The following is a 14293-nucleotide window of genomic DNA, read 5'->3' as shown; positions in this document are numbered from 1 at the left end:
AGCTGCAGCCGCCGAAGCCCGTGACGGCCAAGCCTGCCGCAGCACGCCCGATTCCCCTTCCGCCCACTCGGCCGGCGGGGCTGGGCCTGGCGCGCACGGCCTCCAACGAAGCCTCGCCCGCGCCCGCCGCTGCCCCGGCAGCCGCGGCGAACCCCGCCCCCGTGGCGCAGGCCCCCAGGCCCGAGGCTGCGAAGCCGGTTGCGACGCCGGCCAAGACGAAGCTCCCGCCGCCTGCGACGCAGGAAGAGGCGATCGAGCGGCTCAACGCCTATCTCAACAGCTTCACCACGCTTCAGGGCAACTTCATCCAGTTCGCCAATAACGGGAAGCGCCTGGAGGGCCGCGTCTATATCCAGCGCCCCGGCAAGATGCGCTTCGAATACGAGCCGCCGGCGACGACCGAGGTGATCGCCGACGGCACCTCGGTCGCCGTGCGCGACAAGCGCCTGGGAACGCAGGACGTCTATTCGATCGGCCAGACCCCGCTGAAATTCCTGCTGCGCGAGAAGATGGATCTGAGCCGCGAGGGAACGATCACCGGCGCCAGCGTCGACGGCGACATCCTGTCTGTGCGGATCGAGGATCGCTCGACGCTCGGCGGCACCTCGAAGATCACGCTGAAGTTCGATCTCGCCGCCAACGAGCTGCGGCAGTGGGTCGTGGTCGACCCGCAAGGTTACGAGACCGCGGTTTCGCTCTACAATCTCAGCCTGCAGCGCCGCGCCGACCCGAAGAATTTCGTGATCGACTACCAGCGCACGCTCTGAACCGGCAGGCGGGCCGAAACGGCTTGCCTTTTATGATGCGACGACCCAGTTTCCGGCCTCCCTCTTTGCCGGAATCTTCGCGTGCAACTCACCGTCACGAGCTGGAACATCAATTCCGTCCGCCTGCGCATCGGCATGGTCGGCGAGTTTCTCACCCGCTATGCGCCCGACGTCCTCTGCCTGCAGGAGACCAAGACGCCGGACGAGCAGTTCCCGGCCAAGGCTTTCCACCAGCTCGGCTATGTCCACCAGGCCTTCATCGGCCAGAAGGGCTATAACGGCGTCGCCATCCTCTCGAAATTGCCCTTCAGCGAGAAGGAGGCGATGTCGATGTGCGGGCGCAACGACGCCCGGCACATGACGGTGACGCTCGACCAGGCGGCCGGCGCCGCCGCCGGCATCGCGATCCACAATTTCTATATTCCCGCCGGCGGCGACGTTCCCGACCCCGCCAGGAACGACAAGTTCGCCCACAAGCTCGCCTTCCTCGACGAGATCGGCGCCTGGGGCATCGCGAAGAAGCCGGCTGACCGGCCGGCGATCCTGGTCGGCGACCTCAACATCGCCCCCTACGAGCACGACGTCTGGAGCCACAAGCAGCTCCTCGACGTCGTCAGCCACACGCCGATCGAGACGACGACGCTGGAGAAGCTGCGCAGCGAGCTCGGCTGGACCGATGCGGCCCGCACCCTGCGGCCGGAGCCCGAGAAGCTCTACTCCTGGTGGAGCTACCGCGCGCAGGACTGGGCCGCCTCCGATCGCGGCCGCCGGCTCGACCATATCTGGCTCTCGGACGGGCTGAAGCCCGCGCTGCGCGACCTTGCCTTCCTGCGCGAGGCGCGTGGCTGGGAGCGCCCCTCCGACCACGTCCCGGTCACGGTGAAGCTGGAGCTCTGACTGAAGCCGGGTGGGGCTCCATGCCGCACCGGCCCCTCGGCCATGCCGGGCAGCCCTAACCGTCGGGCCGACCCGCGTGATATTGGCTGCGCGAAACCTCAGGCGAAGCCAGTCCCGTGCAGCCAGCCCTCCCGACAACGCTCTCCTTCCGCGACGCGCTGCTCACGCTGGCCGTCATGGTGGTCTGGGGCACGAATTTCGTCGTCATCCATATCGGCGTCGAGCACTTCCCGCCGCTGCTCTTCGCGGCGCTGCGCTTCACCTTCGCGCTCCTGCCGGCGGTCTTCTTCCTGAAGCGCCCGGATGTGCCGTGGAGCAAGCTCGCCGCCTATGGCGTCCTGATCGGCGCCGGCCAGTTCGGCCTGCTCTTCTTCGCGATCAAGGGCTATATCGCGCCGGGCCTCGCCTCGCTCGTGGTGCAGTCGCAGCCCTTCTTCACCATCCTGCTGGCGGCCGCGATCACGCATGAGCGCGTGCAGCCCTTCCAGTTCGCCGGACTTGCTCTGGCCGGCATCGGCATCGGCGTCATCCTCTGGCACACCGACGGCTCGACGACGCCGCTCGGCATCGTGCTCGTGCTCGGCGCCGCCTTGTGCTGGGCTGCCGGCAATATCGTCGCGCGCAGCACGCCCAAGGTCGACATGCTCGCCTATGTGGTCTGGACCAGCCTCTTTGCGATCCCGCCGCTGGTCGCGCTGTCCTGGCTGATCGAAGGCTGGCCGGCGATCCGCGACGGCCTCGTCCATGCCCCGGCCGCCGCCTGGGCGGCGGCGATCTGGCAGGCGGTCGGCAACGTCATGTTCGGCTATGCCGTCTGGGGCTGGCTGCTCTCGCGCTATGCGGCCGCAACCGTCGCACCGACGGCGCTGCTCGTCCCGGTCTTCGGCATGGGCGCCGCCGCGCTCTGGCTGGGCGAGCCGCTGCCTGGCTGGAAGTTCGCCGCTGCCGGGCTCGTGATGTCCGGCCTGTGCATCAATATCCTCTGGCCGCGCTTCGCCGCGATCCGCGCGGCGCGGCACCCGCCCTCGTCCTGAACGGAGCTGCTATTTCCGATCGATCGCGCCGAGCGCCTGCTCGACGATCGACAGCTCGCCGACGAAGCCCCTCAGCCTGTCCCCGATCGCCTGCGCGATCGCCTCGGCTGAATCCGGTGATTCGCCGAGGACGCGGCGCATCACGCTGCGCGGAAGCCGCATCACCTGCGTCGGCTCGCGGGCGATCGCGGTGACCTGCCGCGGCACCGAGGTGAACAGGGCAAGCTCGCCGATCATCGCTCCCGGCCCCGCGATCTCGCTCGCGGGCTGGCCATCGTCCTGCGCCGTCAGCGCCACCGCGCCGGACACCACCAGCACGGCACCGTCCGAGGGTTCGCCGGCGCGGAACAGCACGTCGCCCGCCCGCAGGATGCGGCTCTCGGCCGCAAAGGCGAGCAACCTGAGTGCATCGCGCTCCATCAGGCTCAACAGCGGCTGCCGGGCCAGCAGGGCCATGTCGTCGTCGAGCGCCATCCGTCAGGGATTCAGCCGGTAGCCGCCGGCATCGGTCACGAGGAGGCGGGCATTGCCCGGATCGGGCTCGATCTTCTGGCGCAGCCGGTAGATATGGGTCTCGAGCGTATGGGTCGTGACCTGGCTGTTGTAGCCCCAGACCTCCTGCAGCAGCACCTCTCGCGCGATCGGCTTGCGGCCGGCACGGTAGAGGAAGCGCAGGATCGCCGTCTCCTTCTCGGTGAGCTTGGTCTTCGAGCCCTTCTCGCTGACGAGAAGCTTCGATCCGGGGTGGAAGGTGTAGGGGCCGACCTGAAAGATCGCGTCCTCGCTCGCCTCGTACTGCCTGAGATGCGCCCGGATCCGCGCCAGCAGCACCGCGAACTTGAACGGCTTGACCACATAATCATTGGCGCCGGCCTCGAGGCCCAGCACGGTATCGGCGTCAGAGCTCTGCGCGGTCAGCATCACCACCGGGCTCTTGAAGCCGTTCTTGCGCATCAGCTTGACGGCCTCGCGCCCGTCCATGTCCGGCAGCCCGACATCCATCACCACGAGGTCGATCCGCTCGCCCTGCGCCGCCTTCACCGCGTCGGTCGCGTTCCCGGCCGTGGACAGCCGGAACTCGTCGTAGAGCGCCAGCTGCTCGGCGAGGGCATCGCGAAGGGTCTGGTCGTCATCGACCAGGAGAATATGATGGACGACGGACATGGGCTGTTCGCTCGAACGCAGGAAGAGGGCAACATGAGCCGCCCCAGTCGTCATCGCAAGTCACGCATTCCGGAATCCCCGTGAGAAACCGTGAAATCACCGCCCTGCGCCAGGGCTTCCGCCCACGCAATCTCTCGTCTCTGCGTGTCTTCGCCTCGGTCCATGACCGGCGCAAGGGCTTCCTCGTCGCCGGCGGCGCGGTGTTTCCCTGCGCGCTCGGCCGCTCCGGCATCGGCACCGTCAAGCGCGAGGGCGACGGCCGCACGCCGCGTTTCGATCTGCCTTTGCGCAGGGTCTTCTACCGGGCCGACCGGCTCTCACGCCCGCGCACGCTGCTGCCGCTCAGGCGGATCGGCCCACGCGACGCCTGGTGCGACGACCAGAACGATCGCCGCTACAACCGCCTGATCGACCGTCCGCCGGGCGAGGCCGAGGAGCGGCTGCAGCGCGACGATCACCTCTACGACGTCATCGTCGAACTCGGCTGGAACGACCGGCCGGTGATTCGCGGGCGGGGCAGCGCGATCTTCTGGCACCTCGCCCGCCCTGGCTTCACGCCGACCGCAGGCTGTGTCGCCGTCGAGGGGCACGTCTTCGCCAAGCTGCTGCCGCGGCTGGCGCGCCAATGCCGGATCGTGGTGAGGTGAGCTACGGCAGGTGCGGGCACCGTCTCGATCATATCTTCGGGTCAGGCTGCCGCGCTCCCGGGCACCGTCCCGCGACGCGGCGCCGTCCCAGCCAGAGATTTGCGATGACTGATTCGGTTTCCTCGTTCCGCTTCGGGCGGATCGCCGCCGTGCTGCCGGTGGCCGACATGGCCCGCGCTTGCGATTTCTATATCGGCGCCCTCGGCTTCCGGAAAGCGTTCGAGAACGGCAGTCCCGTCGGCTTCATGATCCTGAAGCGCGACTCCGCCGAACTGCACCTGACGCTCCAGCCCGGCCACGAGGCCGAGCCCTTCAACGTGGCGCATATGATGGTCGAGGATATCGACGCGGTGCATGCCGTGATCCGCGAGCGTGGCCTGCGGATCGTCAAGGGCCTGCGTGACAAGGATTACGGCCTGCGCGCCTTCGTCTTCGAGGACCACGACGGCAACCGTATCGATGTCGGCGAGCCCTTGAAGGCCTAGTCCCGCGCCCCGAAGATCGCGCTGCCGACGCGGACATGCGTCGCGCCGAGCTGGATCGCCGCCTCGTAGTCGGCGCTCATGCCCATCGACAGGCCCTTCAACCCGTTGCGGGCGGCGATCTTGGCGAGCAGCCCGAAATGCGGCGAGGGCGGCTCGTCGGCCGGCGGAATGCACATCAGGCCTTCGATCGCGAGACCGTGAACCGCGCGGCAGCGACCGATGAAGGCATCGGCATCGCCGGGCATGACGCCGCCCTTCTGTGCTTCCTCGCCGGTATTGACCTGGACGAAGAGCCGCGGCGTCTTGCCGGCCCTGGCGATCTCGCGCGCCAGCTCCTTCGCGAGGCTCTCGCGGTCGAGCGACTGGATGACGTCGAAGAGCTCCACCGCCTCGCGCGCCTTGTTCGATTGCAGCGGGCCGATCATGTGCAATTCGGCATCCGGGAAGCGCTGCTTCAAGGCCGGCCACTTCGCCTTGGCTTCCTGCACATAGTTCTCGCCGAAGATGCGTTGGCCCGCTTCCAGGACCTCCGTGATCTGCTCGGCCGGCTTGGTCTTGGACACCGCGACCAGCGCGACCGAGCCGGCTTCACGCCCGAAGTCGCGCTCTGCGCGGCCGATCGCCGTCCTGATCCCAGCCAAACGCGTAACCGTATCGCTCATCTGCCAGCCTCTCATGCCCTGCACGCCGTTGACCGCGTGCGCGCAATGGTGTCCTAGAGCAGGTTGCAAGATTCCAACATCCGGTTTTTGCATTCAGCCCCTGCGCCGGCCTGCCTCCGGGAGCCGGCAAACCGCCAAGAATTGCCCGCTGACATGGCCGTCGAACGCTATAATCCGAAGGAATCCGAGCCGAAATGGCGCGCCGTCTGGGAAGAGCGCAAGCTTTTCGAGACGCGAAACGACGACACGCGGCCGAGCTATTACGTGCTCGAGATGTTCCCCTATCCCTCGGGGCGCATCCATATGGGCCATGTCCGCAACTACGCGATGGGCGACGTGGTCGCGCGCTACAAGCGCGCCAAGGGCTTCTCGGTGCTGCATCCGATGGGCTGGGATGCGTTCGGCCTGCCGGCCGAGAACGCCGCCAAGCAGAAGAAGGTCCATCCGCGCGACTGGACCTATGAGAACATCGCGACGATGCGCAAGCAGCTCAAGTCGATGGGCCTGTCGCTCGACTGGAGCCGCGAGCTCGCGACTTGCGACCCCAGCTACTATCGCCACCAGCAGAAGATGTTCCTGGATTTCCTGAAGGCCGGGCTGGTCGACCGCAAGACCGCCAAGGTCAACTGGGACCCGGTCGACGAGACAGTGCTGGCGAACGAGCAGGTCATCGACGGCCGCGGCTGGCGCTCCGGCGCGCCGGTCGAGATCCGTGAACTGACCCAGTGGTTCTTCAAGATCACCGAGTATGGCCAGGAGCTGAACGACGCCCTCGACGGCCTGACCCGCTGGCCCGAGAAGGTCCGGCTGATGCAGAGGAACTGGATCGGCCGCTCGGAGGGCCTGCTGGTTCGTTTCGCCCTCGAATCGAACAAGGCCGGTCAGGACGAGGTCGAGGTTTACACGACCCGCCCCGATACTCTGTTCGGCGCAAAATTCGTCGCCATCGCGCCCGATCACCCGATCGCCAAGTCGATCGCGGCGAAGAGCCCGTCGCTGCAGGCCTTCATCGAGGAATGCAAGCGCACCGGCACGGCGCAAGAGGCGATCGACAAGGCCGAGAAGCTTGGCTTCGACACCGGCCTGCGCGCCGTGCATCCGCTCGATCCGAACTGGACCCTGCCGGTCTACGTCGCCAACTTCGTTCTGATGGAATACGGCACCGGCGCCATCTTCGGCTGCCCGGCCCACGACCAGCGCGACCTCGACTTCGTCAACAAGTATGGCCTGGGCAATACCCCGGTGGTCGCGCCGGAAGGCACCGATCCGGCAAGCTTCGTCATCACCGACACCGCCTATGACGGCGATGGCCGCATGATCAATTCCCGATTCCTCGACGGTATGACCATCGCCGAGGCCAAGGAGGAGGTTGCGCGCCGCCTCGAGAGCGAGACCCGCGGCAACCGGCCGATCGGCCAGCGCAAGGTCAATTTCCGCCTGCGCGACTGGGGCATTTCGCGCCAGCGCTACTGGGGCTGTCCGATCCCGGTCATCCATTGTTCCGCCTGCGGAACGGTACCGGTTCCCGATGCCGATCTGCCGGTGAAGCTGCCGGACGACGTCTCCTTCGACAAGCCCGGCAATCCGCTCGACCATCATCCGAGCTGGAAGCATGTCGCCTGCCCGCAATGCGGCAGGGATGCCCGCCGCGAGACGGATACGATGGACACCTTCGTCGATTCGTCCTGGTATTTCGCCCGCTTCACCGATCCCTGGCGGACGGAGAGCCCGACCGACCGCAAGGCCGTCGACCGCTTCCTGCCGGTCGACCAGTATATCGGCGGCGTCGAGCACGCGATCCTGCACCTGCTCTACTCGCGCTTCTTCACCCGCGCGATGAAGAAGACCGGCCATGTCGGGCTGGACGAACCCTTCGCCGGCATGTTTACCCAGGGCATGGTGGTGCATGAGACCTATCGCGCCGCCAATGGCGACTGGGTCGAGCCCGGCAATGTCCGCATCGAGGTTTCCGGCAACGACCGTCGCGGCTTCGACGTCGACACCGGCGCTCCGATCGAGATCGGCCCGATCGAGAAGATGTCGAAGTCCAAGAAGAACGTCGTGGACCCCGACGACATCATCGCCTCCTACGGCGCCGACACCGCGCGCTGGTTCATGCTCTCGGATTCACCGCCGGATCGGGACGTGATCTGGACCGATGAGGGCGTCCAGGGCGCTGCCCGCTTCGTGCAGCGCCTGTGGCGCCTGATCGGCGAGATCGCCGAGCGCACCGGCCGCAAGGCCGAGAAGCCGGCCCAGATCGGCGAAGCGGCCCTGACACTGCGCAAGGCGAGCCATCGTGCGCTCGACGCCGTCGGCGCCGATATCGAGCGCCTCGCCTTCAACCGCTGCATCGCCCATGTCTACACATTGACCAACGCCATCGGCAAAACGCTCGACGCGGCTGCGGAAAAGCCGGCGCTCGACCCCGATACCGCCTTCGCCCTTCTCGAGGCTGCTGCGATCGTCACCCAGCTTGTCGCGCCGATGATGCCGCATCTGGCGGAGGAATCCTGGCAGGCGCTGGGCCAGCCAGGCCTCGTGGGAGAGGCGCCATGGCCCGTCGCCGAGGCCGCACTGCTGAAGGACGACGCCATCACCCTGCCCGTCCAGCTCAACGGCAAGAAGCGGGCGGAGGTGACTGTTCCGGCCGATGCCGATACGGTGACGGTCGAGGCGGCGGTGCGCGCGAGCGATGCCGTGCAGCGGGCCCTGGAAGGGCGCGCCATCCGCAAGATCATCGTGGTTCCGGGGAGAATCGTGAATGTCGTCGTCTGAGATTGCGGGGCGGGACGCCGGGCCGACACGCCGGAGCCTCGCGCTGGTTGCGGCGCTCGGCGTTGCGGCTCTGGCGGGCGGCTGCTTCCGGCCGCTCTACGCCGAATCCACGGCGAGCACCGTCGGCGGCAGCGTCAGGACGGCGCTGCGCAGCATCGAGTTCCCCGAGATCAAGGGCCTGATGGGCCATTACCTGCGCAACGAGCTGGTCTTCGAGTTCGACGGCGGCAACGAGCCGGACGCGCCGAAGACGTTGAAGTTCGACGCCTCCCTCGCCGAGTCCGTCGAGGTGGTCACCGTCGATTATGCCAATGGCCGCGCCGACTCGGCCATTCTCGTCGCCACTGCGACCTGGAAGGTGACCCGCAACGGCACCGGCGAGATCGTCTCCTCCGGCACCAATTCCGTCCGCGAGCCCTATGAGCGTTCGTCGCAGCGCTTCGCGACGGTTCGCGCCGCGCGCGACGCCCAGATCCGAGCCGCGAAGAACCTCGCCAGCCTGATCCGCGGGCAGATCGCGGCCGACCTGACATCCTGATCCCGCCATGGTTGCGATCAAGGCGCACGAGGCCGACCGGACGCTCGCCCGCCTGGATCCGGCCTGGCGCCTGATCCTGTTCTACGGTCCCGATACGGGGCTCGTCGCGGAGAGGGCCGCCACGCTCGCACGCAAGAGCGTCGACGATCCCGACGATGCCTTCCAGCTCATCCGCATGGATGGCGACGCGATAGCCGCCGACCCGCTGAAGCTGGTCGACGAAGCCAATACGATCGGCCTGTTCGGTGGCCGGCGGGCGATCCGCGTCTCGGCGACGGGAAAGCCGCTCATCGCCGCGATCGAGCCGCTGCTGACCGCGCCCTCGCAGGATGCCCTCGTCATCATCGAGGCCGGCGATCTTCAGCGCAGCAATCCGCTGCGCACCGCCTGCGAGCGGGCCAAAAGCGCGCTCGCCGTGCCCTGTTATGGCGACGCCGCGCGTGATCTCGGCTCGATCATCGACGAGATGGTCCGCGCGGCCGGAAAATCCATCGATCGCAACGCCCGTGAGCATCTCGCCAGCCTGCTCGGCGGCGACCGCCAGACGTCGCGGCGCGAGATCGAGAAGCTCCTGCTCTATCTCGGCGACGATCCCGCGGTGACCGAAAGCCATATCGAGGCCATCGTCGGCGATACCGCCCAGCGCGAGCAGGCGATGCTGGTCGACGCCGTCTTCGCCGGCAGATTGCCCGTCCTCGATCTGGCGCAGGCCAAGCTCGCCGGCGAGGGACTCGATCCGGGCGTGATGCTGGGCGCGGTGCTGCGGCAGGCGCTGGCCCTGCTCAAGGCCAGACAGAGCGTCGATGCCGGGCGCAGCGTCAAGGACGTCGTCGGGACGATGCGACTGCCCTATCCTCGCATCGCGACGACGGAAGCGGCGCTGGGCGCCTGGAGCACCGCCAGGTTGACGGAGGCTGTCGGCCTGCTCGGCGCGGCCGTCCTCGCCACGCGCCAGAACGCCGAAACGGGCCGCGCCACCGCGACCCGCTCCTTGTGGACCCTCGCGAGGCTCGCCCGAAGCGGCCGAAGCGACTGATTCGGCTCAGGCCTTCAGGCGGCGACAGAGCGCATCGAGCTGCTCGAGCGTCTTGTAGGCAATCCTGACCTCGCCGGCGCCGTTCTGCCGGTGCGAAATGGTCGTAGACAGGCCCAGCGCCTCTTCCAGAGCCTTCTCCAGCGCCCGGGTATCCGGGTCCTTCTCCGGCCTTGGCTTTGCGGGAACCGCGCTCTTGGTCTCTCCGCGCGCCTCTTCCTGCACGACCCGCTCGATGTCGCGGACGCTCATGCCTTCGGCCACAATCTTCTTCGCCATCAGTTCCGGATCCGAAACCGACAGCAGCGCACGGGCATGGCCGGCCGATACCGCCCCTTCGCTCACCATCCTGCGAACCGGCTCCGGCAGCTTCGACAGGCGCAGTGTATTGGCGACATGGCTGCGGCTCTTGCCGATCACGCGGGCGAGGTCGTTCTGGGTATAGTTGAACTCTGCGATCAGGCGCTCGTACCCCGCCGCCTCTTCCATGGGATTGAGGTCGGTGCGCTGGACGTTCTCGACGATCGCAATTTCGAGTGCCTCGCGGTCGTCGGCCTCGACCAGGATCACCGGCACGTCATGCAGCTCTGCGCGCTGTGCAGCGCGCCAGCGGCGCTCGCCGGCTATGATCTCATAGGCGTCGAGCATTCCGGCGATCGAGCGCACGATGATCGGCTGGAGGATGCCGCGCTCGCGGATCGACGCGGTCAGATCGTCGAGATCCTCCTCGACGAAGCTGCGCCGCGGATTGCGGGCGCTCGGCCGCAGGAACTCGACCGGAACCCGCCGCTGGCCGCGCGCACGCTCGATCGCCCCGATTTCCTCGCCGACGTCGCCGATCAACGCCGCCAGACCGCGGCCAAGGCGGGAACGCCCCTGTTCTTCGGCCATCGCCATTCCTCGTAAACCTCTGCTCTTTTTGACGGGCTAGGCCGCGGCACGCAGCGCGCGCTCGCGCTTGATTACTTCGGATGCCAGCCGCAGATAGGCCTGCGAGCCGGAGCAGCGCAGGTCATAGAGCAAGGCCGGCTTGCCATAGGACGGCGCCTCCGAGATCCGCACATTCCTTGGGATCACGGTCTCATAAACCTTGTCGCCAAGGAAATTCTTCACATCAGCCATGACCTGGCCGGAAAGATTGTTGCGCGGATCGAACATCGTCAGCACGACGCCCTGGATGATCAGGCGCGGATTGAGGCCAGCCCGAACCTGCTCCACGGTCTTCAGCAGCTGACTCAGGCCTTCCAGGGCGAAGAACTCGCATTGCAGCGGCACCAGCACCGCATCGGCAGCCGTCATGGCATTGATCGTGATCAGGCTGAGCGAGGGCGGGCAGTCGATCAACACATAAGTGAGATCCTGGCAGCGCTGATCGTAGATCAGCTCGTCGATCGCGTTCTTCAGGCGGTGCGCCCGATCCTTTGCCGAGGCGATCTCGAGCTCGACGCCCAGCAGATCGAGCGTCGACGGCGCCAGGGAGAGCCCGGGCACAGCGGTGGGCTGCAAGGCCTGCCCCAGCCCGACATCGCCGCAAAGTACGTCATAGGTCGAGGATTTTCGGCTGCGGCGATCGACCCCGAGCCCGGTCGAGGCGTTGCCCTGCGGATCGAGATCGACGATCAGCACCTTCTCGCCGATCGCCGCGAGCGCCGTTCCGAGATTGATCGCGGTGGTGGTTTTGCCCACGCCGCCCTTCTGGTTGGCAAGCGCGATCACGCGCGGGCGGCGCGGCGCGGACAAGGGGATGACGTCTGTCATGGATCGGCTCGTCTCTCGGCCGAGCGGACCATCAGGATGCGCCCGGCGTCGTCAGTCACGGAAGAAACGGTTGTTGCTTGAATCTTCCAATATCTGGCCGAGTCGGTCAATTCCGTATCTAGATGTTGTCCCTTGGGAAAGAGGCCGAGCGCGCCAGTTCTCAACAGCTCTTCGCACCAGGCGAGCAACTGGGGGAGCGGGGCGAGGGCCCGCGCCGTCACGACATCGACAGCGCCGGCAAAGCTCCCGACGATCTCCTCGATCCGCGCCGCATGGACCTTGACGCGCGCCCCGGTGACCCGTGCCGCATGCCGCAAGAAGGCGCATTTGCGCGCATTGCTTTCCACCAGGTCGATCTGGCCTTCACCTCGTTCGGCGAGGCAGATGCCGATGACCAGACCCGGAAAGCCGCCGCCCGAGCCGAGGTCGAGCCAACGCTTGCGCTCTGGCGCCAGATTGAAAATCTGGATCGAATCGGCGATGTGGCGTGTCCAGACATCGGCCAGTGTCGCCGAGGACACCAGATTCTTGGCCGCCTGCCAGCGTTCCAGCTCGGCGACCAGAACGCCCAACCGTTCCTCTGTTTCACGTGAAACAGGCGTCAAGCGCAAAGCGTTCTGGCGGTCGCCTTTATCAACAGTCACGCGAGACCTGTGGACAACTGTGCCGCGCGCCCTTTTCGGGCATGGGCCGCGAGCAAGGTCAGCGCCGCCGGAGTCATGCCCTCGATCTTCCCCGCCTGGGCCAAGTCGGCGGGGCGCGCCGCGGCCAACTTGGCCTTGAGCTCGTTCGACAGGCCGGAGATGCCGTCCAGATCGAGATCGGCCGGCACCTTCAACGCCTGGTCCCGCCGATAGGCCTCGATCTCCGCCGCCTGTCGATCGAGATAGACGGCATAGACCGCGTCGGCGCTCACGCGATCGATCACCGCCGGAGAATATGCCCGCAATTGCGGCCAGATCGCTGCCAGCTGTTCGAACGTGACATCGGGATAGGACAGAATCTGGTAGGCGCTGCGCCGCAGCCCGTCCCGATTGAGCTGCAAACCACCGCGCTCGGCCTGCTGGGGCGTCAGGGCGAGAGCCTGGAGTTCGGCCTTCAGGCTCTCGATCTCTTGTTGGCGCGCCTGGAATGCCACAAGTCGCGCCGATCCAACCACGCCGAGCTCCGTGCCGAGCATGGTCAGGCGCTCATCGGCGTTGTCGACCCGCAACGATAGCCGGAATTCGGCGCGGGAGGTGAACATTCGATACGGCTCCGTAACGCCATGGGTCACCAGGTCATCGACGAGAACGCCGATATAGGACCGCGCCCTGTCGAACACGACAGGCGCCGCGCCTCCCGCCAGCCGCGCCGCATTGAGCCCGGCGAGCAGGCCCTGAGCCGCCGCCTCCTCATAGCCGGTGGTGCCGTTGATCTGGCCAGCCAGGAAGAGCCCGGCAATCGCGCGGGTCTCGAGCGTGTTCTGCAAGGCGCGCGGATCGACGAAATCATACTCGATGGCGTAACCGGGACGCAGCATAGTCGCTCGTTCCAGTCCCGGAATGGTCTTGAGCAGGCCGCTTTGCACATCCTCCGGCAAGGAGGTCGAGATCCCGTTCGGATAGACCGTGTCGTCGTCGAGCCCCTCGGGCTCGAGAAAGATCTGGTGGCCGTCGCGGTCGCCGAACCGGCCGACCTTGTCTTCGATCGATGGGCAATAGCGCGGGCCACGGCCCTCGATCTGCCCCGAAAACATCGGCGCGCGGTGAAGATTGGCGCGAATCAGGTCATGTCCCGCCGAGGTCGTGCGCGTGATGCCGCAGCATATCTGCGGATTCTTGATCTGGCTGGTCAGAGCCGAGAACGGCTCCGGCGGCGTGTCGCCCGGCTGCATCTCCAGCGCCGCCCAGTCGATGGTCCGACCGTCGAGCCGGGGAGGCGTCCCGGTCTTGAGCCGACCGAGCGGAAAGCCGTGCCGCTCCAGTGTCGCCGACAGGCCCAGCGAGGGAGCCTCGCCCACGCGGCCGGCCGGAATCTTGGTTTCCCCGATATGAATCAGGCCGCGCAAAAACGTCCCGGTCGTCACGACGACCGTTCCGGTCGCGAATCGACGTCCATCGGCCAGCAGCACCGCCGATACGCGGCCCTCGCTGATCTCCACGTCGAACACGTCGCCGGCGATGACCTCAAGATTGGGCCATGCCTGGAGCAGTTCCTGCACGGCGTTCCGATAGAGCTTGCGATCCGCCTGGGCACGGGGGCCACGGACCGCCGGCCCCTTGCGGCGATTGAGCATCCGGAACTGGATGCCGCCGCGATCGGCCGCGAGCGCCATGATGCCGTCGAGAGCGTCGATCTCGCGAACCAGATGGCCCTTGCCCAGCCCGCCGATCGCCGGGTTGCACGACATGACCCCGATGAAGTCCGGCTTGTGCGTGACCAGAGCCGTGCGCGCGCCGTAACGCGCCGCAGCCGCGGCGGCCTCGGCGCCGGCATGGCCGCCACCGACGACGATGACATCGTAGGGTTGCGCGAAACTCGACATCGG

Annotated in this window: 15 protein-coding genes; 8 read left to right on the top strand and 7 right to left on the bottom strand. The window is 67.0% G+C overall.

What is annotated here, in order from left to right:
- The 3 genes from BGO20_RS00400 to BGO20_RS00390 form a co-directional block, all read left to right on the top strand.
- Positions 1-767: LolA family protein (locus BGO20_RS00400; RefSeq protein ID WP_299856267.1), on the top strand; the 767-nt coding region annotated here is incomplete at its 5' end.
- A gap of 81 nt (positions 768-848) precedes the next feature.
- A complete protein-coding gene (xth, locus tag BGO20_RS00395) occupies positions 849-1664 on the top strand; it encodes an exodeoxyribonuclease III (protein ID WP_291665154.1) in 816 nt (271 codons plus the stop codon).
- Between the two features lie 116 nt (positions 1665-1780).
- Complete coding sequence (locus BGO20_RS00390; protein WP_291665156.1) at positions 1781-2698, top strand: EamA family transporter; 918 nt, start codon at positions 1781-1783, stop codon at positions 2696-2698.
- 9 nt (positions 2699-2707) lie between these two features.
- Here BGO20_RS00390 and BGO20_RS00385 read toward each other — a convergent pair whose 3' ends face one another.
- Entirely contained in the window at positions 2708-3172 is a 465-nt protein-coding gene (locus BGO20_RS00385) for a cyclic nucleotide-binding domain-containing protein (RefSeq protein WP_291665158.1), read from the bottom strand.
- A gap of 3 nt (positions 3173-3175) precedes the next feature.
- Positions 3176-3862, bottom strand: a complete 687-nt coding sequence (locus BGO20_RS00380) for a response regulator transcription factor (RefSeq protein WP_291665159.1) — start codon at positions 3860-3862, stop codon at positions 3176-3178.
- A gap of 80 nt (positions 3863-3942) precedes the next feature.
- Between BGO20_RS00380 and BGO20_RS00375 the strand changes: the two genes are divergently transcribed.
- Both BGO20_RS00375 and BGO20_RS00370 read left to right on the top strand, forming a co-directional pair.
- The gene (locus BGO20_RS00375; protein ID WP_291665161.1) at positions 3943-4509 is read left to right on the top strand and encodes a L,D-transpeptidase family protein; all 567 of its coding nucleotides are present in this window, start codon (positions 3943-3945) and stop codon (positions 4507-4509) included.
- Between the two features lie 104 nt (positions 4510-4613).
- A complete protein-coding gene (locus BGO20_RS00370) occupies positions 4614-4994 on the top strand; it encodes a glyoxalase superfamily protein (RefSeq protein WP_291665162.1) in 381 nt (126 codons plus the stop codon).
- On the opposite strand, the gene BGO20_RS00365 is transcribed toward BGO20_RS00370, so the two are convergent.
- Positions 4991-5656 (bottom strand): YggS family pyridoxal phosphate-dependent enzyme, encoded by a 666-nt coding sequence (locus BGO20_RS00365; RefSeq protein ID WP_291665164.1) that lies wholly within the window; start codon positions 5654-5656, stop codon positions 4991-4993. The two genes, BGO20_RS00370 and BGO20_RS00365, sit on opposite strands and share 4 nt — an antisense overlap.
- A 153-nt stretch (positions 5657-5809) precedes the next feature.
- Between BGO20_RS00365 and leuS the strand changes: the two genes are divergently transcribed.
- Genes leuS through holA form a run of 3 tightly spaced genes read left to right on the top strand, consistent with a single transcriptional unit; the run spans position 5810 to position 10008 of the window.
- Positions 5810-8434 (top strand): leucine--tRNA ligase, encoded by a 2625-nt coding sequence (leuS, locus tag BGO20_RS00360; protein ID WP_291665166.1) that lies wholly within the window; start codon positions 5810-5812, stop codon positions 8432-8434.
- On the top strand, positions 8421-8972 hold the full coding sequence (locus BGO20_RS00355; protein WP_291665167.1) for an LPS assembly lipoprotein LptE: 552 nt from the start codon (positions 8421-8423) through the stop codon (positions 8970-8972). The genes leuS and BGO20_RS00355 overlap by 14 nt, the downstream gene beginning before the upstream one ends.
- Before the next feature lie 7 nt (positions 8973-8979).
- Positions 8980-10008 carry a DNA polymerase III subunit delta gene (gene holA, locus BGO20_RS00350; RefSeq protein WP_291665168.1) on the top strand — a complete coding sequence of 343 codons (1029 nt, stop codon included), beginning with the start codon at positions 8980-8982 and terminating at the stop codon, positions 10006-10008.
- A gap of 6 nt (positions 10009-10014) precedes the next feature.
- On the opposite strand, the gene BGO20_RS00345 is transcribed toward holA, so the two are convergent.
- From BGO20_RS00345 to mnmG, 4 genes are all read right to left on the bottom strand, one after another.
- Positions 10015-10896 (bottom strand): ParB/RepB/Spo0J family partition protein, encoded by an 882-nt coding sequence (locus tag BGO20_RS00345; protein ID WP_291665169.1) that lies wholly within the window; start codon positions 10894-10896, stop codon positions 10015-10017.
- 36 nt (positions 10897-10932) lie between these two features.
- On the bottom strand, positions 10933-11763 hold the full coding sequence (locus BGO20_RS00340) for a ParA family protein (protein WP_291665171.1): 831 nt from the start codon (positions 11761-11763) through the stop codon (positions 10933-10935).
- Positions 11760-12335 carry a 16S rRNA (guanine(527)-N(7))-methyltransferase RsmG gene (rsmG, locus tag BGO20_RS00335; RefSeq protein WP_291665173.1) on the bottom strand — a complete coding sequence of 192 codons (576 nt, stop codon included), beginning with the start codon at positions 12333-12335 and terminating at the stop codon, positions 11760-11762. Before rsmG ends, BGO20_RS00340 begins: the two co-directional genes overlap by 4 nt.
- A gap of 68 nt (positions 12336-12403) precedes the next feature.
- Entirely contained in the window at positions 12404-14290 is a 1887-nt protein-coding gene (gene mnmG, locus BGO20_RS00330) for a tRNA uridine-5-carboxymethylaminomethyl(34) synthesis enzyme MnmG (protein WP_291665176.1), read from the bottom strand.
- Positions 14291-14293 lie beyond the last annotated feature (3 nt).

The sequence above is a fragment of the Allobosea sp. 67-29 genome (assembly GCF_001898115.1).
In the GTDB taxonomy this organism is placed as follows: Bacteria; Pseudomonadota; Alphaproteobacteria; order Rhizobiales; family Beijerinckiaceae; genus Allobosea.
This window is presented reverse-complemented; position numbering and strand designations above follow the sequence as displayed.